Raw genomic sequence first — 23,299 nt, 5'->3', positions numbered from 1 at the left:
CTAAATTTTATCGATTTTTAAATAGCCAATTTCCATCGGGTTTTGTTGATTTTCCATTTTAGATTTCTCCAAAATAATAGAATATTTTTTCTTCATTTCTTCCGGCAAAATATCACTTATCGCAAAAATATCGTCAATATCAACACCGTGTTTATCATCGATATGGCTTACAGCGTTTTTGAAGCCCATTGTTTTGTAAAATTCGGTTTTTTTCACACGTTTTACCACGTCTCCCATTGATTTTCCCACCATCAAATGCTGCTCATGAAATTCTTCAAAAAATCCGGGTTTATAGCCTCCTAAATTGATGAAAAACAGTTGATTTTCGTTTGCTTCCGATTTCTTTTCAACAATCTTTACCTCGTAACCATCGGCAAATTTCACTTCCTGATAACAGTCGATATGAATTTTCCCTTCCGCTTCGGGCCAGAAGTTTTTCATCGCAGGAACCAAATCTTTCAGCGTTTCTGCAATACCGAAAAAAACGTCGTGCTGTTCGATGTTTCGGCCTTTTGGTGTGCAGCCGAGAATGATGTAAAATAATTTCATGGTTTAAAGTTCGTAAAATTCCAGTGGTAAATCATCCGGGTCGGAAGTGAAAAAGAATTTTTTATCCGTGAATTCGTCAATGCGAATTTCTTCGCAATCCAAGCCTTTTGAGATGAGTTCATTTCTTTTTTCTTCAACATTATCTATTGAGAAAGCCAAATGCCTCAAACCACAACTTTCCGGTCGTGATGGTCTTTCCGGAGGATTTGGAAAAGAAAATAATTCAATTATATAATGTTCGCCAATCGCCAAATCGAGTTTGTAAGATTGTCTTTCTTCACGATAAACTTCACGCAAAATATTCAGTCCCAAAACTTCAGTGTAGAATTTTTTGGAAACCTCATATTTGGAGCAGATAATGGCGATGTGGTGGATTTGCATTATTTCAAATATTAAAAATCAACAGAGACTTTGTCATTCCGTAGGAATCTAAATCAAAAGTTGCAATTGTTTTATCAAAAAATTCGTTGAGATTCCTTCGGAATGACAAACTGTATAGTTTTATTTCTATGTTAAACAGCATCTTCAAAAAGATTATTTAAAAATTCCATATTAGGATTAAAATCTCTAATCAAATTTAATTTCTTTATTCGAGAAAGATTTTTAATTTCTTTTTCCCGCTGAATTGCCTCCTGAATCCATCCAAATTTCTCGTAGTAAATCAAAAAATGGACATTATATTTTGAAGTAAAACTTTCCGGGTTAAACTTTTCAACATGCTGCTTTAACCTTTGTTGAAGATTATTTGTAACACCAGTATATAAAACTTTTTTACTCTTGTTGGTAAGAATATAAACGTAAAAACTATAGATTCCTTCTGTATATTCAATCATTCTATTTTACAAATGTTTAGATTCCTACGGAATGACAACCTAGGTGTTTATTATTTCGAAAAAAAATGGACCACTCTCTATTGACAAACTGACTATCCTAAAACCTCATCTCATCCTTCACCACTCCTCCATTTTGCGTATGCTGCAGCAATTCAGAAGTAATAAAATCTGTAATTTTTTCGGTGTCTTTATCGTTTGGAAATAACAGGTGAACATTTGCTCCCGCATCTAAAGTGAAGAACAAGGCCAAACCGGTTTCCTCACGGAATTTCCAGATTTTGTTGATGACTTCCATTGTTCCGGTTTTCATCAAAATAAAGGCAGGTTCGCTCATCATCATCATCGCGTGAAGCGTTAAGGCTTCGTGTTCCACCAATTTGATAAAACCTTTCATATCTCCAGATTTAAGGATGTCACGAAGCGTTTCAAAATTCTCGTGCGCTTCCTTGAAACGTCTTTCGGCGTAAGGATTTGTGTTCATCAAACCATGACCAACTGTAGAACTTACGGACTTTTGTCCTTCATGAATCAATAAAACCCAATCATTAAAATCTCTGAAAATCGGATGAATTTCTTCGTTAGAATAAGGTACTGCATACAAATCTGAGCTTTCCTGAACAACCTCGGTTTTTCCCCAAACAACCAAACCGTTGTACAGACTTCTGCACGCAGAACCACTTCCTAAACGCGAAAGGAAACTTGCTTTCTTCAATCTGAAATTTTCATCAGATTTCCCGGAAAACTGCTCATCCAGATTCATCAGACATTTTGCAATAGCACCAAAACCGGAAGCCGAACTTGCAATACCCGAACTGTGTGGAAAAGTATTTTCTGTTTTGATGATATATTTTCCTTTTAAAATCCAAGGAAGATACTGTTCGATATTTTTGAAATACTTTTCTATTTTTTCAGCGAATTTTACTTCTTCATTCCCGGCCAAAAAAGTTTGAACTGCAAATGGCTCATCTGCAAAAAATTCCATTGCAGTATTGGTTTTGCAGTGATTCAAAGTATAAGATATACTCGGATTTGCGGGAATTTGGTTTTCGTATTTTCCCCAGTATTTAATCAGCGCTATATTGCTTGGGCAACTTGCAGAAACGAGTTGGTTGGATATGCTGTATTCTTTATTTCCTAAAAATTGTTCTTCCATATTTTTTAAAACCACAAAAGGCACAAAAGATTTTCTAATTATTAAGTTGACAATAATGCTAATTTAAAGTTATCAAAAGTTGAAAATCTTGGATTTTCATTGGTTTTTGGTCCTTCTAACTTCGCACTCTAAAATTCGTAACACGCGATGAATCGCGTCTCTACATTAATGTTGATACATTTTCTCAATATGTTCTTCGTATTTCTTCAGAACAATATTTCGTTTGATTTTTAAAGTTGGTGTAATTTCTCCTGATGCAATTTCAAATTCTGCCGGAAGAAGCGTGAATTTTTTCACTTTTTCAAAACCGTTTAAATGATGCTGAAAAGTTTCGATTTTTTCTTTGTAGAAATCATGAACTTTAGGGTTATTTACCACTTCCTTCCAATTTGTAAACGAAACATTAATATTTTCAAGTTCTTCTTTTAAAACCTCGAAATTCGGCACTACTACAGCAGAAACAAAAGGTTTTCCTTCCGCCACCACCATAATTTGGTTAATGTAGTTGTTGTTGGACAAATGATTTTCTATCATCTGAGGAGCAATGTATTTTCCGTTGGAAGTCTTCATTAAATCCTTAATTCTGTCCGTAATCACCAAATTTCCGTTCTCATCAAATTTTCCTGCATCGCCTGTTTTAAACCAACCGTCTTCCGTGAAAACTTTGGCGGTTTCTTCGGCATTTTTGTAATAGCCGGTCATAATTCCGTTTCCTTTTGCCAAGATTTCATCGTTTTCGCCGATTTTAATTTCGGTTCCGGGCAAAGGAAGTCCTGCAGTTCCGTGCTGGTAATTGTAGAACGGAAAAGCCGTCAATGTCGCTGTAGTTTCAGTTAAACCATAACCACAAGTGATATGGATTCCCATCGCATCAAAAAACTTCGTCACTTCAGGCGAAATGGAAGCTCCACCACAAGGCATAAACCACAATTTTCCGCCCAATTTATTTTTTATTTTACTGAAAACCAATCCGTTAGCAATAGAATATTTTGCGTTTAGTCCAAAAGGAATGGGTTGATTTTTTCTTTTCAATTCAGCAATTTCTTCCCCGATTTTTATGGCCCAGTTGAAGATTTTCTGCTTTGATGAAGAACTGTTTTTCACATTATCTAAAACTCCGGCGTAAATCTTTTGCCAAAATCTCGGAACCGCGCACATCGTTGTGGGTTTTACCTGAGGTAAAGCTGCAGCGATTAATTTGGTATCATCCAGGAAAGACACTTTCGCACCTGCGTTAAGGCACAATAGAGTCCAGCTTCTTTCGAAAACATGACTCAATGGTAAAAACGCCAAAGAATGTTCGTTTTCAAAGTTTTTGAATTTGAAGAAATCGAAATGGGCATCAAAACACATTCTGAAATTTCCCTGTGTTAACATTACACCTTTTGGAATTCCGGTGGTTCCAGAAGTGTAAATGACTGTCGCCAAATCTTCATCATTTTTAGGGAAAATATCAAAACTCTCGCTTTGTTTTTCTATAAAATCTTCGAAGAAAACGCTTCTGTCTTTATTGATGAAAATTTTCTTTTTCGCTGCGATAATATGTTTCAGAAAAAGGTTTCTGTCCATAATTTCAACCACCGCATTGTATTGGTCTTGGTCTCCAACCAAAATTGCTTTTGATTCGGAATGATTGATGATGTATTCCGTTTGTTCCATATTATTGGTAGAATAAATCGGTACGGAAATCGCCCCTAAAGCCAAAATCGCCAAATCAAACGTAATCCATTCTGCAGAATTATCTGCGTAAACAGCGACTTTGTCATTCGGTTCAATTCCAATATTTTTCAGCGCATTGGCTGTTTTAAAAACAACAGTTCTGAAAGTTTTCCAGTTGATTTCCTTCCATTCATTATTTTTCCGGAAACCGATGGCAGGTTTCAAAGGATATTTTTCAGCATTTACATTTAGAAATTCAACAACGTTCATGGTTTAGTTTTTATCTTGAGTATAGTTTTTAAGATGAAAATCAATGCTCTCCAATACCGGAATAAAACTGAAATTCAATTCTTTTTTTATTTTTTCATTAGAATATGGAAATGCGTTACAAACCGCATCAATATTCACTCTATTAGCCATTTTCAGTATCGGTACAAAACTTCCGAAAATCATATTCAGTATTCTTGCAAAGTTTAAAACTCCTACAGAATGTACTTTTGGAGCAGGTTGTTTAAAACTGGCCCGAACTATTGTCGCGAGTTCCTGATATTTTTTATTTTCTGAAACCAACACAAACCGCTGTCCGAAAACATTTTTTTCCATTAAATCCACTGAAATCTTCGCAACATCCCGAACATCTACGTAACCAGTTCCGCCACAAAAAGTATAACTGGATTTTTCAAAATTTTTGAAAATGGTTCCGCTGCTTTCGTTCCAGTTGCCGCTTCCGATAATCATTCCGGGATTCACAATAACAGTATTTAATCCTTCAGCAGAAGCGCGCCAAACTTCCATTTCCGCAAAATGTTTTGATTTTGCATACGCAGAATGGTCGAGTTTTGAATTAAAATCCGAATCTTCATCCATCACTCCAGTTTCATTCAATCCATCCAAAACCGCGATGGAACTTACGAACAGAAACTTTTTTACTGAAGAATTTTCGCACGCGTACAACAAATTTTTAGTCCCATCAATATTCGTGTGGTACATTTCTCTTTTGTCTTTCGGATGAAAGCTGACTTTTGCAGCACAGTGATAGACTTCTTCAATACCAATCAACGCATTTTGTAGTGAATGAATGTCTTCGAAATCAACATCAACCCATTCAATCTTGCTGAACCATTTTTCAGGATTTTCTGTGTAAAATTTAAAGGAATGTTTTACCTCTTCAAGTTTGCTAGAATTTCGTTTCGTTGCACGAACATTTTTCCCGCGTTTCAGCAGTTCCAAAACGATAACTCTTCCGAGAATTCCTGTTGCGCCGGTTACTAAAATCATGCTGAAATATTAGTAGATTTCGATATTCAGGATAAAATCTTTTACCGCTTCGTTGAAATCTTTAGGATTTTCTGCCTGAACCCAATGTCCTGCATTTTTTATTTTGATGATGGAAGCGTGCGGAAACTGTTGCTTAATCTGAAACTCGTCCTGCGGTAAAATATAATTGGATTTTTCACCGGCGATAAACAAAGTTTCCCCACTGAAAACACCATATTTTATGGCATTGGAAACAAACTGTTCGTACTTTTCTGAAAGTGTTTTTAGATTAAATCTCCACGCTAGTTTTTTATCGTCTGTCCAGTAAAGATTTTTCGCCAAAAACTGAATCACAGAAGTTTCCGGAATATACTGTTTCAGGATTTCTTCCACTTCCTGCCTTGTAGAAATCTTCTCAAAATCAACAGATTCTAGCGCTTTTATAATTCCCTGATGATGTGGAGGATACGCTTTCGGAGCAATATCAACAACAATCAGTTTTTCCACTTTTGGAGGATATTTAATAGCGAATTGCATTACCGCTTTTCCACCCAAAGAATGTCCGAGAAGATTGGATTTTTCGATGCCGTGATGTTCCATATAATGTGAAATATCGTGCGCTAAATCGTCGTGCGTCATTTCCTCGGAATGAAAACTTTTACCGTGATTTCTCAAATCGATAAGGTGCGTCGGAAAATATTCGCCGAATTCTTTCCCAAAACTTGCCCAATTATCAAGCATTCCGAAAAGGCCATGAAACACCAAAAGCGGCGTTCCGGATTTCTCTTCTCCGTAAATTTTTGAATGTAAAATCTGCATCTAAAAATTAATTTCTCAAAAATATTAAATTTTGGCTAAAGCCACCTATAAATCCGTTAAAAAAACAAACGGGCTAAAGCCCGTTTCCTATTCATTTCTTTACCATTTTGCTAATCTCTTCAAATAAGCTTGAACCGTATTTTCGAGACCAAGATACAAAGCCTCTGAAATTAGGGCGTGACCAATGGAAACTTCCAATAAATTAGGAATATGGTCTGCAAAATATTTCAGATTATCCAAACTCAAATCGTGTCCTGCATTGATTCCCAAATTGTATTTTGTGGCTTCAAGAGCGGTTTCGTAATACTGTTTTATCGCTGCTTCTTTGTCCTGTTCGTAATTTTTTGCGTAGGCTTCCGTGTACAGTTCAATTCTGTCGGTTCCCGTTTCTGCGGCGTATTTTACCATTTCCGGATTGGGGTCCAAAAAAATCGACGTTCTGATTCCTGCACTTTTAAATTCAGCAATAATATTTTTCAGAAATCCCAAATGCGTTTTGCAGTCCCAACCTGCGTTTGAAGTAATTGCATTATCTGCATCCGGAACCAAAGTTACCTGTTCCGGTTTTACTTCCAGAACCATATCCACAAAAGGACGGTGCGGATTTCCTTCAATATTAAATTCGGTATGAACCAATGGTTTCAAATCGTACACATCTTTACGCGTGATGTGTCTTTGGTCCGGTCTTGGATGAATGGTAATTCCCTGCGCTCCGAATTCCTGCAACTTTATAGCAGCTTCTGTTACACTTGGCAATTCACCACCTCTTGCGTTTCGGATGGTTGCAATTTTATTGATATTGACGCTAAGTTTTGTCATTTTTTCTTACAATTTAAAGTTTAAAATTGGTCTGCATAATTTCAAGTTCAAATTCCCTTGAAGCCACCAATAAATGGTCGAAAATATCGGCCTGGATATCTTCGTAGTTCGCCCAAACTGAGTCGTTGGTAAAACAATAGATTTCCAAAGGCATTCCTTGCGGTGTATTTTCGAGCTGACGAACCAATAAAGTTCCATCTTTTTCGATGTGTTCGTTGTTTTGAAGGTAATTTAAAACGTATTCTCTAAAAACACCGATGTTGGTTAACTGTCTTCCGTTAATTAACAATTCAGGATTGTCGATTGTTGCACGTTCATTCGTAATTTCCTGTTTTTTTTCTTCTATATAATCTTTAATCAGATTGATTTTCGCCAGTTTGTCCATCATTTCCATGTTTAGGAATTTAAAGGAATTAATATTGAAAATAATCGAACGCTTGATCCTTCTCGTATTACTTTCGGACATTACCTGAATATTTTTGATTTCCGTCGTCAATAAATCATAAGTTGGAATCGTGGAAATTGTTTTGTCGAAATTCTGAATTTTAGTGGTTAACAGATTGATATCCATGATCGTACCTTCAATATTATACTTCGGAATTCCAATCCAGTCTCCTACTTTCAAATTTTTTGAAGTCGCTACGTGAAGTCCTGTAACAAATCCTAAAATAGTATCCCTGAAAACGAGAACCAAAACCGCTGTAATCGCTCCTAAACTTCCTACCACAGCACTTCCGCTGATTCCAAAAATCACGCAAATGGCAATAACCGAAGACACGAAAATTCCAAAAATTTTCACAGTTTGCGAAACGGCATTCAGCGCCAAAATTTTGTAGAAATCCTGTTTGATGATGAAATAATTTCTGAAGGCATTTAATGCTCTGTACAACATTCCGGCAACAACAAGAACTATGGCTAAACCAACCATTCTTTCTAAAAAAGCAAAACTTTGTTTGTGACGATAAAAAATAGAAGTTAGTGCAAAACTGCCGAACAGCAATGCTAATAAATGGGAGAGTGAATTTGTAATTCTTGATTTATAAATTGATTTAAGAACGGGATATCTGTCTTTATTAAAAAAAACTCGAAAAATACCATTAATAAAAATCTTTACAACAAAATCCACTAAATAAATAAGCCCTGCTAAAAACAAAAATTTCAAAGCAATTTGTCCAAACAGAATCCATCCGTCGGGAAAATTTTCTTTAACAAAATAGTGGATGGAATCACTAGTATTTTGTAGAAAATCTGTTGTATCGTTCAGCTCATCTTTCATTCTAGCAAAAATAAGAAATCTGTTTGTTTTATAAGGATTAATGCTTATTTTTAACAAAAATTATTAAGTATGGATTACGGTTTAATCGAGCTTTTAAGCATCATTTTACTCATTTTAGGACTTGTGGGAACTTTTCTGCCCGTTCTTCCGGGATTAATATTAAGTTTAGCTGGAGTTCTTATCTATAAATTCGGGACAGATGCACCAATGTCGATGATTTATGTTTGGATTTTTGTGATTTTAACCATCGTTTCGGTTGTTTTAAATTATGTAATTCCAGCCAAAACCAACAGAAAATATGGGGGAACTCGTTGGGGAAGTATTGGTTCCATAATCGGAACAATTGCCGGAATGCTCTTTATTCCTGTTCCTTTCGGGTTCTTAATTGGGATGTTTGCAGGCGTTTTTATTGGTGAACTATTGCACGACAGAGAAGACAAAAAGAAAGCCTGGAACTCTACAAAAGGTGCATTAATAGGATTTCTCTACGGAACAGGATTCAACTTTATGGTAGGTTTGGCAATGATTTTGGTGGTGTTGATTGATATATTTAAAAGATAATCAAAATGTTACACAGGATTATTATTTTGTCATTAGGATTAATGACTTTGGCGATGTGCAATAGCCAACAGAAAAAAGACGAAGACACTTTATCAAAAGAAGTGGTTACTTCCACTAAAACTGAAAATAATTCAGCAACCGCCAATTCATCATCAAACAGCAATGTAACAGCTTCTACAACAAGTTCAGTCGGTACAAAAACTGCATCTACTACTGCTTCATCACCAAAAGCTACAGCTTCCGGTAATCAAACAAAAACTGAGACAAGTTCTCCAAAAACGACATCCGGAACAATCTATTTAAAGGAAGGACAAAATATTTTCTTGAAAGAACAAAAAATGAATGTCACTTTCAAAAAAATTACAGAAGACAGCAGATGTCCGAAAGATGTCAACTGTATCTGGGAAGGCGTTGCTTCAGCTGAAATTGAATTGATGGGAGTTGCCACAAGGCCTAGAACTTTTACTATATCTACCCAGGAAAATGCTTCAAGAGGGTTCCATAAAACCATAGTTTTCGACGGAGTTGCTGTAATATTAGCTGAAGTTTCTCCTTACCCAACTCAAAGTCAGAACCAGAAAACGATGCAGGGAAATTATAAAATTGGTCTTATTTTCAAAAAAGCCACAGAAGAGGATAACAAAACCTTTAACAGTGGTACTACCACGAAATAGCTTCTTTATTTTTTGATTTCAGAAAGTCATTAATTTTCGAAAACGGTTTGCTTCCATAAAATCCACGATATACCGAAAAAGGTGATGGATGAGCAGACTGAATAATATAATGCTTCGTTGAATCTATCAATGAAGCTTTTTTTTGCGCGAAAGCACCCCACAAAACGAAAACGACATTTTCTCTTTTGTCCGAAATTTCTTTGATGATGAAATCCGTAAACTTTTCCCAACCCAAATCTTTGTGAGAATTCGGAGCATGAGCACGAACAGTTAATGTCGCATTGAGCAACAGAACTCCCTGTTGCGCCCAATCATCCAACTCTTTTGAAGTTCTTTCAATTCCCACATCATCTTTCAATTCATTAAAAATATTTTTGAGAGAAGGCGGCGCTGTAACACTTTCCGAAACTGAAAAACACAATCCATTTGCCTGAAAATCATTATGATATGGATCCTGGCCAATTATTACGACTTTAATGTCATCAAAAGGCGTTAGTTCTAGCGCACGAAATATCTGATTTTTTGGTGGAAAAATTTTAGTTGTAGTATACTCTAGCTTTAATTTTTCCCAAAGGTTGGTAAAATAATCTGAATTTTTAATCGGTGCAAGAACTTCTGTCCAGGTCATATTAAAGCAAATTTTAAATTCAAAAATAGTATAAAATTTAATTTTTTGTGATGAGAAATAAACACTAAAAAGGTCATGCAAGAGTTTTTGAAATTTTAAAACAGGTATTAAAACAACAAAATGAAGCAAATAATGAAAGTTTAAAAAAGCCAAAGCGCTTGGATTTACATCAATTTATTTGCTTGGATATAAAAAATATTATCCAACAATTTGGTTTTTGAGCCTGCGAAAAGTGGAATACCACAGTATCTCTTGAAGTTCCCGAGGAAAACAGCAGGTATTTCGAACTTTCGCCAAACTACTTGCTATATTCTGTAAAATCATTTCCAAATTTTAAAATCAAAACATTTTCAAAATCCTTATTTTTGCACAGTGCACATACAACAAGAAGATTTAGACGAGCTAGAATTCCCGATTTTGCTTTCGGAAATTGCTCCTTACGCATACTCGCCAAAGACAGCAGAAAAATTGATGAACCTTCGTCCAATGGAAATTGACGAAGCAGAACTTTCATTGAAAAAAACATCGGAATTTTTAACGAGTTTCGAGAGTTCAAACGCCATTCCTTTTGATGAATATGAAGATATTGAAAGTGAGCTGAAACTGATGCTGATTGAAAATTTCAGGCTCGAAAACAAAGGCTTCATCAAAATAAAAACCATTACGGAACAGATCGGAAGATTGCAAAAGTTCTTTCCTACCCTTTCGGAAACGTTTCCAATGCTTTTGGATGAAGTAAAAGATTTGGAATTCCGCAAAGAAATTACCGAGAAAATCGACAAAGTTTTCAACCGCTTTGCAGAAGTAAAAAGCGAAGCTTCACCAATTTTAAAAACGTTAAGAACTGAAATTCAACACGCTAAAAAAGCGATTGACGAAAATTTTAACCGTTCTTTGAATACTTACGCAGATTTGCTGGAGGATATCCGCGAAACAATTATAGAAGACCAACGTGTTTTGGCTGTAAAATCGGGCTTCAAAAAAAGAGTTCCGGGAAGAACTTTAGGAATATCCAAAACCGGTTCTATTACGTACATTCAGCCGGAATCTGTCGTGAAACATTACTTCAAACTGAAAGAAAATCAGGAAGAAGAAAAAAAGGAAATTGATAAAATCTTAAGAAAACTTACGGCGGAAATTGCAGAATTTCAGCCGCAACTCACCGATTATCAGGAATATATTTTCAGTTTAGATTTAACGAGAGCCAAAGCCAAATTTGCAGAAAAAATCAATGGTATTTTACCCAAAATCAACCGTCATAAAACTTTGAGGCTGAAAGATGCATATCATCCTTTGCTGTGGCTTCAAAATCAGGCGGAAAACAAGAAAATTTTTCCACAAACTTTAACCTTGACGGAACATAACAGAATTATCTGTATTTCCGGACCAAATGCAGGAGGAAAATCGATAACTTTGAAAACCGTTGGATTGCTTCAACTGATGATCCAGAGCGGGATTTTAGTTCCTGTTCATCCGAAATCCGAAATGTTTTTCTTTGAAAAAATAATGACCGATATCGGCGATAATCAGTCCATTGAAAATCATCTTTCCACTTATTCTTCCCGACTCAAAAAAATGTCCGGAATTATTCGTGAAGCCGATGGCGAAACGCTTTTGCTCATTGACGAATTCGGAACCGGTTCTGACCCGGAATTGGGTGGTGCTTTAGCAGAAAGCTTCCTAGAATTTTTCTACGGAAAGAAATCTTTTGCGATTATTACAACGCATTACACAAACATCAAACTAGTTGTAGAACAGCTTCCAAATGCTGAAAATGCAGCAATGTTGTTTGATGAAAATTCGTTGGAGCCATTGTACAAACTGGAAGTTGGACAAGCCGGAAGTTCGTTTACTTTCGAAGTTGCCGAGAAAAATAAAATCCCAAGATTTATCATTAAAAATGCAAGGGAAAAAGTCGAAAAGGATGTTGTAAATCTGGACAAAACCATTGTAAAGCTTCAGCAGGAAAAATTTGAGGTTGAAAAGCTGAAATCCAATCTTGCCGAAACCAAAGAATCCGTTGAAGACAAGCGTGACAATCTCCAAAAACTGAATGAACAGCTGGAACAAAAGCTTTTCAACTTTCAGAAATTATACGAAGAAGAACACCGCAAACTGCAGTTCGGAAATAAGATTGAAACCTTCATCGATTCTTACATCAAGGGAAAATCCCGTAAAGATGTCGTGAAAGATTTCGTGAAAATTTTGGAGCAGGAAAAATACAGAAAAATCGGCGCTGATAAAGACGAAAGCAAACGTTTACAAGTGGTGAAACGCAAAATTACGCAGCAACTGAAAAAAGTTGAAGTAAAAGAAAAAATTGCCGAAACCAACGAAAAACTGGAAGAGAAAAAGCAGAAAGACCGCGCTTTGTGGATGAAAGTCGGACAGCGCGTAAGAATTTCGGGTTCAACATCAGTCGGAACCATTGAAAGTTTGCATAAAAGCGGAAAAGTAACGGTGAATTATGGATTGTTCAAGACGCAGATTGATGGGAATGAGTTAGAGAGGATTTAAATGTTTTTTTTGTCTTGAAATCAGCGATTCGGCGAAGCTCAACACAATAACCGAAAACTCAAGTGATAAAACAACTAAAAATACTCTGGATTTTCTACCGAAAACTGGTTATTCCAACATTGCTATTTTCTGTAATGCTGGCGTTTGCTTTGGGTGTTTTCAATCCTTCAGTTTTTGGGTTTTCCGTTCTCTTTATTCTGCCTTTGATGCAGTATTTCATTTATGAAGTCAGGTTTCCCGATGAATATGTATTTTACGGAAACTTTGGATTTTCAAGAAAATTTCTTTGGATTTTTACAGTAATAATTGCGGTTTTTTTCAAAATTTTAAGCGGTTTTTTATGAGTAAACTTCAGATTGACAGCATCAGGAAATCGTTCGGTTCCGAAACCATTCTGCAGGATGTTTATCTTTCATGCGAAAAAGGAGAAATCGTAGGTTTGTTGGGGAGAAACGGCACCGGTAAATCCACAATTTTCAAAATCGCGTTCGGTTTGATAAAGGCGGAAAGCAGTTTTGTCCGAATTGGAAATAAAGTAATGCAGAACCAGTTTGACCGAAAAAGACGGTTGGGTTATCTCCCGCAAAATTCTTTTCTTCCTCGGAATATTAAAATTAAAATTCTGATTTCTCTTTTTTGTAATACGGAAAACAGTTTTGTTCTTGAAAATCATCCTTTCGTAAAACCGTTTCTCAACTCGAAACCCCTTGAACTTTCGGGCGGTGAACAAAGAATCATTGAAATTCTGCTCCTGATTTTTTCTGAAAATGAATTTGTGATGCTCGATGAACCTTTCCATAGCCTGTCGCCAAAGGTTGTTGAGGAAATCAAAAAACTGCTCAAAGAAAAAACTTTGGAAAAGGGATTCATCATTTCTGATCATCTTTATAACGATGTAATGGAAATAAGCGACAGGATTTACCTTTTGTCTGAAACTTCAATTAAACCAATTTCTAATCCAGAAGAACTTAAGTTTTATAAATATTTGAGATCATAGGTTTTGGCTAAAGTCTTCGGATAGGGTAATTACGAAGATAGGCCAACTGTTTTCTGCGGTGTTTTCGCGGCGTGAATCGTCGTCATTAAAATTCCTGCGGTAACATTTTTCAGAGTGTCTAATGTCAGGATAAAATGAATTTATTATTCTAAAATCAACACACAAAATTCGTATTTATTTGCTCAATTTAAGGATATCTAAAAAAAATCACTTTTTACAATTAAAATTTATAATGCTGATTATCAAAACTTTAAACATAAAATCAAAATTATTTCACTACTTTGTATTGCATATTACCAAACTTTATACATATCTTTGCAATAGAAATCACAAAAACATCACGAAATGAAAACTTACCAACAACAAAAAAATCAGTATTATGCCAACATGAAGGCAAAATTGTCGCGCGACATTGCTAATAAAAGAATCTCAGGAGTTTGTGCAGGAATAGGGAAATACTTCAACATCAAAGTTTCGCTGATCAGAACCATTTGGTTTTTGCTCGCTTTCTTTGGAATATTTTCCGCAGGAATTTCTACTTTATTTGTCGTGAGCGTTTATTTTGCTTTATGGCTCATCTTACCGAAGAGCAGCAGTGTTTTTGAATGCGAACTGGAACGCTAGCTCTTGGCAGATGGGAGACCGAATAAATAAAGAATTGAACAAATTTGTTAATCAACTAATAACTCGATATTAATGAACACAGAAAACACAAAAGCGCAAATGCGCAAAGGAATTCTGGAATTCTGTATTTTGAGCCTCATCAGCGAACGGGAAATGTACGTCTCTGACCTGATGGACGAGCTGAAAAAAGGAAAACTGGATGTGGTGGAAGGCACGCTTTATCCACTTTTGACAAGACTGAAAAATGGTGAATTTCTCTCCTACCGTTGGGAAGAATCTACAGGAGGACCACCACGAAAGTATTATCAGATTACCGAAAAAGGAAAAATTTTCCTCGGAGAACTGCAAAACACCTGGAATGAACTCACAGATTCTGTAAACCAAATCACAAAAAAACTATAAAAACCCAAACTATGAACAAGACACTCTCAATAGGACTCGCAGGTTTCTCTTTCACGATTGAGGAGCACGCATATATAAAACTCAGCGACTATCTTGCAGCGCTTAGAAATTCGCTGGACAGCGCGGAAGCTGATGAAGTAATGCACGACATCGAAATCCGTATGGTTGAAATTTTCAAGGATTCTTTAGGAAAACGTGAGGTAATTAACGATAGCGACGTAGAACGCGTTATCTCTCAAATCGGAAAACCTGAAGTTATTGAAGAACAGGAAGAAGCTTATTTCTCTGAAAAAACAGCAAAAAAACAGCAAAAAACTTCAAAAGGATTTTCAGGACAAAAACAACTGTTCCGTGACCCTTCAAGAGCAAAAATTGCCGGAGTTTGTGCAGGTTTGTCTCACTACACAGGTTTGGATGTTACTTTAATCAGAGGAATTTTGGTAGCGGTTATCGTTTTGGATATCTTCTTTACGTTCGCAATTTCAACCTCGTTCCTTATATTGCTTTACATCATCCTTTGGATTGTATTGCCAAAAGCTGAAACTGCTTCAGATTTTTTGAAAATGGAGGGAAAGCCCGCCAATTTTGACAATCTGAAAGAACAAAGCAACAAAATCGTACAGTTTGCCAACGACTCAACACAAAGAGTTGGAGAAATTTACACAGAAAATAAACCTTATATTAACAAAGCCGGAAACGGATTATGGAATGTGGTAAGATATGTTTTTGGGGCATTGTTTGCTTTCATGTCGGTAATGTCAATTGTAGGATTATTCGCAGTTTTTGGAATGGTTGGAAACCCACATTTTTCAGGAATTAATGAAATTGATTTCCTTTTCGACGGTGAAATGAGCTGGGTTTTGAAGGCGTTAATTACCCTTGGAACTTTAATTCCTGCGTTGCTTTTCGGTTTATTGGCGATTAAACTGCTTTCTCCAAAAACGCAAATCAGAAATCTTGGATATGTTTTAGGTGGAATTTTTTTAGCAATCATCGCATTGGGAACGTATTTCGGAATTAGCATGGCGCAAAAAGAAATGATTTACAAAGGTCATAAAGAAGATGTGGAAAATATCGCCATCAATACAGAATCGGACAGTATTTTCCTTGATGTAAAAGATGTGGTGATTCCTCAGAATTTCACAGCGTATGACAATGATATTTTCTCTGATAAAAAATCAGTATTCGAAGACGATTATCCTTTCGTGGAAGTAACAAGAAAAGCTGATGCAAAAACTCCTTATCTTATTGTAAAGAAAGAAGCTGAAGGTTATAATGTTCCGATTGATTTGAAAGTTCCTGTGGAAATTGTAGGCAACAAAGTATTATTCCCGAATTTCGTACAGTATCCTTACAATCACCGTTTCAGAGATTACAATGTAAATTATGAACTGGTAATTCCTCAAAACACAAAAGTTTTTGAAGTAAGAAAAGACAAAATGACTTTAAGAGGTGATTTAAACGGAAACGGAATTGCAGATGAAGACGAAGATGAAAACAGTAGTGATACAGCTGCAATTAAAGTAGAGAAAAATAAAATAACCATCAATGGATCAACAATTACTTACGATTCCAATGACAAAGACAGCGTGATAATCAATAACAAGAAATATCCGAAAGAAGTTGCCGAAAAAATGATGGATTCGATGAAACTGAACTTGGGTAACCTGAAAGATGTCAATATCAGCATCAAAAACGGAAAAAAAGAGATTTCAATAAAATCTAATAAATAATCGAGAGTGGTCGAGCAAAGCGGAAGGAATTTATTAAAATGAAAAACGCTTTTTGCTTCCTCTCTTCAAGATTGAAATTTTAAATAAAAATTAACACTGATTTCGTTTTGAAAGATTAAAATTTTTCATAAATTCGTTCAGTTAAATTTTAAAAACTAAACTTAACACTAAAAACACAAAATCATGGTACAGTTCATTTTAGAAATCGCAATGAAAATCATTGATTTCATTAGCAGTTTATTTTAAGAGCAATAATATTTCAATATATTTGTAAAGTATAACCACGCGTGTTGGTTATACTTTTTTTATGGTATTAAAGCCGTATTATTTTTGCAAAATTAAATAAATGAAAAAACTGATAGGAAAATTCATGCTGTGGATTATGGGCTGGAAAGTGGTCTTACAAGGCGACGTTGATAATCTGGATCGCTGCATTCTTGTAGTAGCTCCACACACTGCAAACGACGAATATCTTTTGGGCAATTTTGCATATTGGTCTTTGGGTAAAAAACTAAAAATTATTATTAAAGACCAACATACCAAAGCTTGGTATGGCTTTGTTGTAAAGGCTTTAGGCGGAATTGGAATTGACCGTTCTCAGAAAAACGATTTGGTTAATTTCGTGGCAGAAGAATTCAAAAAAGATGATTTCAGTTTGGTGATTACGCCGGAAGGAACAAGAAGTTGGGTTCCGAAATGGAGAAAAGGTTTTTATCACATGGCTTTAACCGCAAAAGTTCCTATCGTCATTGCTGCTGGAGATTTTAAAAAGAAAATTATTTATCTTGGTAAACAGATTTCTGTTCACGATTTGGAAACGCGTTCTTTTGAAAGCATTATGGATGAGCTGGAAGAATATTACCAAGACATCACACCAAAAGTTCCCGCAAACTGGAATCCTAAAATTTACTAACCCCAACTTTTGAACATTAAACTTTGAACTGAACATGGAAGAAAGCAGAAAAAAAGAAATTCTCGACCATCTGAATAATTGGGGAACCGAAACTTTGGGGCACACCATCGATATTATTTTTACTGACGTTGATGATGAAATGTTGCAGGCAACAATGCCGGTTACGCCAAAAGTTCATCAACCTTTCGGGATTCTTCACGGCGGTGCAAGTGTAGCTTTGGCGGAAACTTTGGGTTCCTGCCTTTCTGTTCTTCATGTTGATACGACGAAATTTGCGCCGGTTGGAACCAATATCAATTCCAATCATTTACGAGCGAAAAGCAGCGGAATCGTTACCGGAACTGCCACTTTTATCCGTAAAGGAAATACGATGCACGTTTCTCAGATTGAAATTCGTGACGAAAGAGGAAAACTCATCAATCACACCACAATGACGAACAACATCGTTCCGCTTTCCAAAATTTCATAATGCTTTTTTTCAGATTTCCTTTTGGTGAAAACATCATGACGGTGGATGAAAATCCTGACCGGAATTTTGTTTCGTTTGTTTCATTTGACCAATCCGAAACATTGAATTTTAAAGGAAATTTAAATGTAATTTCAAAGGAAGAATTTCTGAACAATCAACATTTTACTTCGGAAATCCCAAATATTCTAAAAGAATTCAATACAGAAAACCAAGAAAATTATCTGGAAAAACTTGAAAAAGTGATTGATTTCATCAAGGAAAATCAACTTTCAAAATTGGTTTATTCAAGGATTAAACTGTTGGATTATCAAGATTTAAATGAATCTGAAAACATCAATCTTTCACAATCTTTTTTAAAACTCTGCGAAAATTACCCAAACGCTTTTGCTTATCTTTTTATAGAAAACGGAATCTGTTGGATGGGTGCTTTTTCTGAGATTTTAGGAAAATTCAACAAGGAAACCAATGAATTTGAGACGATGAGTCTTGCTGGAACTTTGCCTATCAACGAAGACTGGACTTCAAAAGAAATAGAGGAACAGAAGCCGGTTTCAGATTATATTTTCAATATTTTATCCGAATATTCCGACAATGTTCATCAAAGTGAAACCTACGACCACATTTCCGGAAACATCAAACATTTAAGGACAAATTTCAAAGCAAAAATAAATCCTGAAGAACTTGAAAAACTCATTTCAGTTTTACATCCAACACCTGCAGTTTGCGGTATTCCGAAAGATTTCTGCAAAAAAGCCATTGAACGTTTCGAACAACATCCACGGAGTTTTTATGCGGGTTATATAAAAGTGGAAACTGCAAAAGAAATTCTCTATTTTGTTAATCTCCGTTGTGCAGAATTTCTGAAAAATGTTGCTTTAATCCACGTTGGAGGCGGAATTACTTCACAAAGTAATCCGGAAAAGGAATGGCGTGAAACTGAATTGAAATCCCAGGCGATTTTGAACAGCCTTGTTTTTTAAATTATTTCTTTTGCGAAAGTTTAGACCAAGTGCTAAAAACCAACACCAAAATAATTCCTAAAACCGCTGCAGCAATAGAGAAAATAAATTTGGAGTTTTCTTCATGCATAAAGCCAAGTTCCCAATCGATTCCGTAAAGGGTTACGCCGATGAAGATGATGAACAGGACGAAAAATATTTTATAAAATTTCTGCATTTTTTTTAGATTTAAAAGTCAACATAGTTTTGGAACAACTGCGCAAAGTTCGCTGTAAACAGCTTTATTGAAATTGCCAACAAAATAATTCCGAAAACCTTCTGTAAAACCTGCAAGGTTCCATCGCCCATTTTGCGTTCGAGCCAGTTCGCAGATTTCAGCACCAAATATACGAAAATTGTGTTGATGATAATCCCCACAATAATGTTGATATCATGATATTCCGCACGTAAAGAAAGCGTGGTCGTCAATGTTCCGGCTCCTGCAATTAATGGAAATGCAATTGGAACAATAGATGCGGATTTGGCTTCTGTATTTTTATGAATTTCGATGCCCAAAATCATTTCCACAGCGATAACAAAAATCACGAAAGCACCAGCAATCGCAAAAGAATTTACATCAACTCCAATAAATTTCAGGATTTTATCTCCGATAAAAAGAAAGGCAATCATCAATAAACATGCAACAATAGTTGCACGTTCGGCTTCAATTTTTCCGAATTTTTGCTTCAAACTTACAATAATAGGGATGGAACCTACAATATCGATTACTGCAAATAAAACCATCGATGTGGTGAGCGTTTCTTTCCAGGAAAATAAATCGAACATAATGAAATTGTTAATTTCTCAAAAATATAACTTTTTTCTGAGAATTACACAAGGTCTTTCCAAATGGTTTGGAAACCGTCCAAAATTTCAGAAAGCTGCTCTTTAGAATGAACAGGAGCATATTTCTCCATATTCATTTGCTGTAGCAATCTGCGGTAGTTTTCTGACGCGGAAGTGCCTTTGGAATTAGCAATATAATTGGTAACAGAAGTACCAAATTTTTGTTTGATATTGTTTTCTACAGCTTTATTTACCGTTTCGAATTCATCAAAAAATGCGGAATATTTTTCGTTATCAAGAAGTGAATTTAACTGACTGAAATCCATTTGCTGTTCAGCAATCATCTTCTCACGAATTTTTGCTTCCGTTTCTGATACAGAACCCAATTGTTTAAGAGCCGGCTGCAATTTCTTCTCTTTAGTTTTGCTGTAGAAGGTATAACCTATCGCCAAAAGTCCCATAAACGCAAGAATAACAGAATAATTGGAAACTAAAGTTTTCCAGCTTATTTTGTGGGTTGCAGGCTCTACTTTAAGGTTTTCGGTTTGAAGAATTGGAGTGTTTACCGTTTCTAAAACATTGTTGGTGTATTCGTTCACTTTTTCCAAAGCGGTTTTTGCTTCAGAAATCTGCTCCGGAGTCATCACATTCAAAGCTAAAGTTTGAGTACCCAAATTGATGTATTTCTGCTTCGCAGGGTCGAAATAAGCAAAAGGTTCCGTACGGATTAAAACATCTCCAGGTTTTTTCGGAACGATGATGTAATGTGCATCTACAACACCCTTCAAACCTTTGCTGCCGTTTTTAACATGTTCTGAAAAATTAGGTTTATACAAAGTATAGCTTGCAGATTCCAAAATTTTCGGCAATAAAGCTTCAGTAAGGTTCCCTTCACCAGTGACTTTTACCAAAACATCAATAGGTTTATTTACTTCCAATCTTGCGTTTTTAATTGGCGCTTCAATTGTAAGATGATAATTTCCCACGGCGTTTTTGAAATTCACCGGAGAACCTGATGGTAAATTTTTAACATGAAGACTCGTTTTATTCGAAGAAATTTTTTCGATTTTCGTTCCGGAATCTTTGTAAGAAACAGAAGCTGGTTTTATCGCAATCTTACCTGATTCTTTCGGAAAAATCATCACTACCGCAATCACCTGCGATGAAACTTTGGATTTTCCGTTCTGTTCTATTTCTGATTTTTCAAGACTTACCGGACGAATTTTTACATTGTCCTGTTTCGGAAATTCTACATTTCCTACTTTTCTCAGATTATTAAAATCCTTGCTGTAAGCACGAAGAACCGCAATCGTTGGCTGATTTTTATAAACTTCAGTGTCCTGAAGTTCCATGTTCAGATAAACGTCTTCGTAAGTTTTCCCAACGTTTTTGTCGGCGATAATCGCGTCATTCACAAAAACATCAAAAGGTTCGGATTTGTACATTTTTCCGTTCACCTGCACCAATGCAGAACCGATTTTAATTTTACCGCTCTGTTTCGGTTCCAAAACAATTTCATATACCAACTGATTAATGGCAACATTGGTTTTTGGGTCGAGCAAAGTATTTCTTTCGGAAGCACTTCCAACAATATTGAATTTGGAAAGGTCAGGAAGTTTAAGCGAACTCTCCTGAATCAGTTCCGGTCCGTTAATTTCAAGAATTACCGTAAGATTAATTAAATCTTTTCCATTCACTTCTTTTTTATCAGTATCTGCAGCGAGATTTACCTGTCCGTAAGTAATTACAGAGATTAAAAAGAATAATATGGAAGTTATTTTGTACTGCATCACCAATCCTTCTCATTGCTTTGCGGCATCGAGTAAGAATTTTTATTTAAAATCTTGCGGGCGGTTTCGCGCTCCTTGTTTTCTACACGGTTTAAAATTGCGTTCTGTTGGTCTTTAGGAATATTGCTTCCGTTGTTTTCGTTTTTATTTTGGTCCGGATTGTTGCCGTTTTCGCCACCTTCACCTTTTTCATTTCCGCCTTGTCCTCCATTTTGCTTTTCACCTTTTCCGTCTTTGGATTCCTGCTTATCTTTTCCGCCGCCACCGCCACCGTTATTTTTCTGATTCTGCTGATTTTGCTGTTCTTTTTCTTTCAGCTTGGCAATTTCATAATTTTTGCGGATGGTTTCGTTGTAAGGGTCCTGCTTCAAAGCCTGCTTGTAGAATTCTGCAGCCTTTTCGTGATTATTGGTCTGCATGTAAGTATTTCCCAAATTATAAAGGGCAGCAGATTTATCCGGTAAAGTTTGAGCAAGAGCCTGAGCTTTTTGATATTCAGCCTGAGCTTCTTCGTATTTTTCTCTTTTGTAAAGGGAATTGGCTAAATTATAATGTGCTGTAAAATCTTTGTCATTCAGTTTTACTGCAGCCATATATTTTGAAGACGACGCTTCATAGTTTTTCTTTTCGAACTGACGGTTGCCTTCGTAAACGAGGGTATTGTAATTTTCCTGAGCAGAAATAAAATTCAACCCAAGAAATATGGCAAACATCAGTATGTAAAGCTTTTTCATCATGTCAGTGCAAAAATATCCTATTTAATGTTAACATCTAGATATAAAACTGTTAAATTTCGGTTAAAAATTTTTCTTTAAAATATTGATTTATAGGCTTAAATATTGAAATCCCGTTTCGGATTCAGCAGATAAATCAGTATAAACATAAGCAAAGAAACTGCCAAAAAATATTGATAGTAATGGACGGAATTCTGCGATTCTACCATCATTGAAGATGAACCTTTATTTTTTGATAAACTACTGATTATCTGACTTGTAGCTGCATCCAAATTGTTTCCATCCACATAATTTCCACCGGTTGAAGAAGCCATATTTTGTAAGGCATTTACCTGTCTTTTGGTAATTACCGTTTGTCCGGTTAAGTCGGTTTTATAGCCCATTAACTGTCCATAAATGTATTCCGGAACCGGCGCTCCTTCTTCCGAACCGATTCCTACGGAAGTAATAGCAATTCCTTCTTTATTGGCTAAATTAATGGCAGATTTTTCATTTCCTTCATTATCTTCTCCATCACTGATTAAAACAACCTGTCTTGAACCTTTCGGTACGTTTTTAAATTTCTGAACCGCCACTTCCATCGCCTTCAAAAAATCCGTTCCCTGAATTTTTACCACAGAACTTTCAACGCCACTGATATAAGTTTCCGCAGCAGTGTAATCCGTTGTTAAAGGCATAATACTCGCAGCTTCACCTGCAAAAACTACAACACCTACTCTGTCGCTTTTCATTTTTCCTAAAGTTCCAACGATAACGTTTTTGGCTTCAGTTAAACGGCTTGGAGCGATGTCTTCTGCATTCATCGAATTGGAAACGTCCATCAAAAAAATAACATTATTGAGTTTCTGCTCCGTTTTCACTTCTTCTTTTCCTCCTAAAAAATTGAGCATTGCCAACACAAGAAACAGAAAACCAATAAGATATAGCAACGGAAAAATTTTAGAAAACTTTCCTGATTTCTCGAAAAGTTGTTCCTGAAATCTGCTTTCCGCAAAAATATTTCTTCGGCTATTTCTCCATTTAATGAAATTCATCAATAGAAAACCAATCACCGGAATAACAAGCAACAGCAACAAATACCAATAATTTCCTATGTAAAAATTCATTT

General features: G+C 35.8%; 25 protein-coding genes. 10 read left to right on the top strand and 15 right to left on the bottom strand.

Translation table 11 applies throughout. The annotated features are described in order from the left end of the window. From Q0252_RS11200 to Q0252_RS11160, 9 genes are all read right to left on the bottom strand, one after another. Complete coding sequence (locus Q0252_RS11200; protein WP_297986323.1) at nt 1–549, bottom strand: DUF1543 domain-containing protein; 549 nt, start codon at nt 547–549, stop codon at nt 1–3. 3 nt (nt 550–552) lie between these two features. Further along, nucleotides 553–930: a VOC family protein gene (locus tag Q0252_RS11195; protein ID WP_297986321.1), complete on the bottom strand. Its 378-nt coding sequence runs from the start codon at nt 928–930 to the stop codon at nt 553–555. A 131-nt stretch (nt 931–1,061) separates the two neighbouring features. Further along, a complete protein-coding gene (locus Q0252_RS11190; protein WP_297986319.1) occupies nt 1,062–1,382 on the bottom strand; it encodes a GIY-YIG nuclease family protein in 321 nt (106 codons plus the stop codon). 97 nt (nt 1,383–1,479) lie between these two features. After that, entirely contained in the window at nt 1,480–2,535 is a 1,056-nt protein-coding gene (locus Q0252_RS11185; protein ID WP_297986318.1) for a diphosphomevalonate decarboxylase, read from the bottom strand. A 165-nt stretch (nt 2,536–2,700) separates the two neighbouring features. Then, on the bottom strand, nt 2,701–4,464 hold the full coding sequence (locus Q0252_RS11180; RefSeq protein ID WP_297986316.1) for a long-chain fatty acid--CoA ligase: 1,764 nt from the start codon (nt 4,462–4,464) through the stop codon (nt 2,701–2,703). Nucleotides 4,465–4,467: 3 nt separating this feature from the next. Beyond that, on the bottom strand, nt 4,468–5,472 hold the full coding sequence (locus tag Q0252_RS11175; RefSeq protein ID WP_297986314.1) for an NAD-dependent epimerase/dehydratase family protein: 1,005 nt from the start codon (nt 5,470–5,472) through the stop codon (nt 4,468–4,470). Between the two features lie 9 nt (nt 5,473–5,481). After that, entirely contained in the window at nt 5,482–6,270 is a 789-nt protein-coding gene (locus Q0252_RS11170) for an alpha/beta fold hydrolase (protein ID WP_297986312.1), read from the bottom strand. A gap of 99 nt (nt 6,271–6,369) precedes the next feature. Next, nucleotides 6,370–7,089, bottom strand: a complete 720-nt coding sequence (locus Q0252_RS11165) for a pyridoxine 5'-phosphate synthase (RefSeq protein ID WP_297986310.1) — start codon at nt 7,087–7,089, stop codon at nt 6,370–6,372. A 13-nt stretch (nt 7,090–7,102) separates the two neighbouring features. Further along, nucleotides 7,103–8,365 (bottom strand): mechanosensitive ion channel domain-containing protein, encoded by a 1,263-nt coding sequence (locus Q0252_RS11160; protein ID WP_297986308.1) that lies wholly within the window; start codon nt 8,363–8,365, stop codon nt 7,103–7,105. Between the two features lie 69 nt (nt 8,366–8,434). On the opposite strand from Q0252_RS11160, the gene Q0252_RS11155 reads away from it, so the two are divergent. Together Q0252_RS11155 and Q0252_RS11150 are read left to right on the top strand one after the other, a co-directional pair. Beyond that, a complete protein-coding gene (locus Q0252_RS11155) occupies nt 8,435–8,926 on the top strand; it encodes a DUF456 domain-containing protein (RefSeq protein WP_297986306.1) in 492 nt (163 codons plus the stop codon). Nucleotides 8,927–8,931: 5 nt separating this feature from the next. Further along, nucleotides 8,932–9,600, top strand: coding sequence for a hypothetical protein (locus Q0252_RS11150; protein WP_297986303.1), 669 nt, complete (start codon nt 8,932–8,934; stop codon nt 9,598–9,600). On the opposite strand, the gene Q0252_RS11145 is transcribed toward Q0252_RS11150, so the two are convergent. Next, nucleotides 9,587–10,228, bottom strand: coding sequence for a uracil-DNA glycosylase (locus Q0252_RS11145; protein WP_297986300.1), 642 nt, complete (start codon nt 10,226–10,228; stop codon nt 9,587–9,589). The two genes, Q0252_RS11150 and Q0252_RS11145, sit on opposite strands and share 14 nt — an antisense overlap. A gap of 372 nt (nt 10,229–10,600) precedes the next feature. Here Q0252_RS11145 and Q0252_RS11140 point away from each other — a divergent pair, with 372 nt between their 5' ends. The 8 genes from Q0252_RS11140 to Q0252_RS11105 all read left to right on the top strand — a co-directional run bounded on the left by Q0252_RS11140 (nt 10,601) and on the right by Q0252_RS11105 (nt 18,863). Next, nucleotides 10,601–12,745 carry a DNA mismatch repair protein MutS gene (locus Q0252_RS11140; protein ID WP_297986297.1) on the top strand — a complete coding sequence of 715 codons (2,145 nt, stop codon included), beginning with the start codon at nt 10,601–10,603 and terminating at the stop codon, nt 12,743–12,745. Nucleotides 12,746–13,085: 340 nt separating this feature from the next. Continuing rightward, entirely contained in the window at nt 13,086–13,742 is a 657-nt protein-coding gene (locus tag Q0252_RS11135) for an ATP-binding cassette domain-containing protein (RefSeq protein ID WP_297986295.1), read from the top strand. A 345-nt stretch (nt 13,743–14,087) separates the two neighbouring features. Next, nucleotides 14,088–14,366: a PspC domain-containing protein gene (locus Q0252_RS11130; RefSeq protein ID WP_297986292.1), complete on the top strand. Its 279-nt coding sequence runs from the start codon at nt 14,088–14,090 to the stop codon at nt 14,364–14,366. Nucleotides 14,367–14,438: 72 nt separating this feature from the next. Then, the gene (locus Q0252_RS11125; RefSeq protein ID WP_297986290.1) at nt 14,439–14,768 is read left to right on the top strand and encodes a PadR family transcriptional regulator; all 330 of its coding nucleotides are present in this window, start codon (nt 14,439–14,441) and stop codon (nt 14,766–14,768) included. Between the two features lie 11 nt (nt 14,769–14,779). Further along, on the top strand, nt 14,780–16,501 hold the full coding sequence (locus Q0252_RS11120) for a PspC domain-containing protein (protein ID WP_297986287.1): 1,722 nt from the start codon (nt 14,780–14,782) through the stop codon (nt 16,499–16,501). A gap of 346 nt (nt 16,502–16,847) precedes the next feature. Beyond that, on the top strand, nt 16,848–17,414 hold the full coding sequence (locus Q0252_RS11115; RefSeq protein WP_297986285.1) for a 1-acyl-sn-glycerol-3-phosphate acyltransferase: 567 nt from the start codon (nt 16,848–16,850) through the stop codon (nt 17,412–17,414). A 34-nt stretch (nt 17,415–17,448) separates the two neighbouring features. Continuing rightward, nucleotides 17,449–17,883, top strand: a complete 435-nt coding sequence (locus Q0252_RS11110) for a hotdog fold thioesterase (RefSeq protein WP_297986282.1) — start codon at nt 17,449–17,451, stop codon at nt 17,881–17,883. Then, nucleotides 17,883–18,863, top strand: a complete 981-nt coding sequence (locus tag Q0252_RS11105; protein ID WP_297986281.1) for a chorismate-binding protein — start codon at nt 17,883–17,885, stop codon at nt 18,861–18,863. The genes Q0252_RS11110 and Q0252_RS11105 overlap by 1 nt, the downstream gene beginning before the upstream one ends. Nucleotide 18,864: 1 nt before the next feature. On the opposite strand, the gene Q0252_RS11100 is transcribed toward Q0252_RS11105, so the two are convergent. The 5 genes from Q0252_RS11100 to Q0252_RS11080 form a co-directional block, all read right to left on the bottom strand. Continuing rightward, complete coding sequence (locus Q0252_RS11100; protein ID WP_297986279.1) at nt 18,865–19,059, bottom strand: hypothetical protein; 195 nt, start codon at nt 19,057–19,059, stop codon at nt 18,865–18,867. An 11-nt stretch (nt 19,060–19,070) separates the two neighbouring features. Beyond that, entirely contained in the window at nt 19,071–19,667 is a 597-nt protein-coding gene (locus Q0252_RS11095) for a MarC family protein (RefSeq protein ID WP_297986277.1), read from the bottom strand. 44 nt (nt 19,668–19,711) lie between these two features. Next, nucleotides 19,712–21,457, bottom strand: coding sequence for a BatD family protein (locus tag Q0252_RS11090; RefSeq protein WP_297986274.1), 1,746 nt, complete (start codon nt 21,455–21,457; stop codon nt 19,712–19,714). After that, a complete protein-coding gene (locus Q0252_RS11085) occupies nt 21,457–22,194 on the bottom strand; it encodes a tetratricopeptide repeat protein (RefSeq protein ID WP_297986271.1) in 738 nt (245 codons plus the stop codon). Before Q0252_RS11085 ends, Q0252_RS11090 begins: the two co-directional genes overlap by 1 nt. Before the next feature lie 95 nt (nt 22,195–22,289). After that, a complete protein-coding gene (locus Q0252_RS11080) occupies nt 22,290–23,297 on the bottom strand; it encodes a VWA domain-containing protein (protein WP_297986268.1) in 1,008 nt (335 codons plus the stop codon). Nucleotides 23,298–23,299: the final 2 nt, after the last annotated feature.

Origin of the sequence: uncultured Chryseobacterium sp. (assembly GCF_936933875.1) — a bacterium.
In the GTDB taxonomy this organism is placed as follows: domain Bacteria; phylum Bacteroidota; class Bacteroidia; order Flavobacteriales; family Weeksellaceae; genus CAKZIK01.
The sequence above is the reverse complement of the archived record's forward strand: the minus strand, read 5'-3'. Positions and strand labels throughout refer to the sequence as shown.

What these genes read in the sequence shown, in the direction of transcription:
- Q0252_RS11150 (WP_297986303.1), top strand. Translation starts at nt 8,932, where the DNA reads ATGTTACACAGGATTATTATTTTGTCATTAGGATTAATGACTTTGGCG.
- Q0252_RS11100 (WP_297986279.1), bottom strand. Translation starts at nt 19,059, where the DNA reads ATGCAGAAATTTTATAAAATATTTTTCGTCCTGTTCATCATCTTCATC.
- Q0252_RS11160 (WP_297986308.1), bottom strand. Translation starts at nt 8,365, where the DNA reads ATGAAAGATGAGCTGAACGATACAACAGATTTTCTACAAAATACTAGT.
- Q0252_RS11165 (WP_297986310.1), bottom strand. Translation starts at nt 7,089, where the DNA reads ATGACAAAACTTAGCGTCAATATCAATAAAATTGCAACCATCCGAAAC.
- Q0252_RS11185 (WP_297986318.1), bottom strand. Translation starts at nt 2,535, where the DNA reads ATGGAAGAACAATTTTTAGGAAATAAAGAATACAGCATATCCAACCAA.
- Q0252_RS11095 (WP_297986277.1), bottom strand. Translation starts at nt 19,667, where the DNA reads ATGTTCGATTTATTTTCCTGGAAAGAAACGCTCACCACATCGATGGTT.
- Q0252_RS11175 (WP_297986314.1), bottom strand. Translation starts at nt 5,472, where the DNA reads ATGATTTTAGTAACCGGCGCAACAGGAATTCTCGGAAGAGTTATCGTT.
- Q0252_RS11080 (WP_297986268.1), bottom strand. Translation starts at nt 23,297, where the DNA reads ATGAATTTTTACATAGGAAATTATTGGTATTTGTTGCTGTTGCTTGTT.
- Q0252_RS11090 (WP_297986274.1), bottom strand. Translation starts at nt 21,457, where the DNA reads ATGCAGTACAAAATAACTTCCATATTATTCTTTTTAATCTCTGTAATT.
- Q0252_RS11085 (WP_297986271.1), bottom strand. Translation starts at nt 22,194, where the DNA reads ATGATGAAAAAGCTTTACATACTGATGTTTGCCATATTTCTTGGGTTG.
- Q0252_RS11135 (WP_297986295.1), top strand. Translation starts at nt 13,086, where the DNA reads ATGAGTAAACTTCAGATTGACAGCATCAGGAAATCGTTCGGTTCCGAA.
- Q0252_RS11105 (WP_297986281.1), top strand. Translation starts at nt 17,883, where the DNA reads ATGCTTTTTTTCAGATTTCCTTTTGGTGAAAACATCATGACGGTGGAT.
- Q0252_RS11120 (WP_297986287.1), top strand. Translation starts at nt 14,780, where the DNA reads ATGAACAAGACACTCTCAATAGGACTCGCAGGTTTCTCTTTCACGATT.
- Q0252_RS11170 (WP_297986312.1), bottom strand. Translation starts at nt 6,270, where the DNA reads ATGCAGATTTTACATTCAAAAATTTACGGAGAAGAGAAATCCGGAACG.
- Q0252_RS11145 (WP_297986300.1), bottom strand. Translation starts at nt 10,228, where the DNA reads ATGACCTGGACAGAAGTTCTTGCACCGATTAAAAATTCAGATTATTTT.
- Q0252_RS11200 (WP_297986323.1), bottom strand. Translation starts at nt 549, where the DNA reads ATGAAATTATTTTACATCATTCTCGGCTGCACACCAAAAGGCCGAAAC.
- Q0252_RS11115 (WP_297986285.1), top strand. Translation starts at nt 16,848, where the DNA reads ATGAAAAAACTGATAGGAAAATTCATGCTGTGGATTATGGGCTGGAAA.
- Q0252_RS11110 (WP_297986282.1), top strand. Translation starts at nt 17,449, where the DNA reads ATGGAAGAAAGCAGAAAAAAAGAAATTCTCGACCATCTGAATAATTGG.
- Q0252_RS11195 (WP_297986321.1), bottom strand. Translation starts at nt 930, where the DNA reads ATGCAAATCCACCACATCGCCATTATCTGCTCCAAATATGAGGTTTCC.
- Q0252_RS11190 (WP_297986319.1), bottom strand. Translation starts at nt 1,382, where the DNA reads ATGATTGAATATACAGAAGGAATCTATAGTTTTTACGTTTATATTCTT.
- Q0252_RS11125 (WP_297986290.1), top strand. Translation starts at nt 14,439, where the DNA reads ATGAACACAGAAAACACAAAAGCGCAAATGCGCAAAGGAATTCTGGAA.
- Q0252_RS11130 (WP_297986292.1), top strand. Translation starts at nt 14,088, where the DNA reads ATGAAAACTTACCAACAACAAAAAAATCAGTATTATGCCAACATGAAG.
- Q0252_RS11180 (WP_297986316.1), bottom strand. Translation starts at nt 4,464, where the DNA reads ATGAACGTTGTTGAATTTCTAAATGTAAATGCTGAAAAATATCCTTTG.
- Q0252_RS11155 (WP_297986306.1), top strand. Translation starts at nt 8,435, where the DNA reads ATGGATTACGGTTTAATCGAGCTTTTAAGCATCATTTTACTCATTTTA.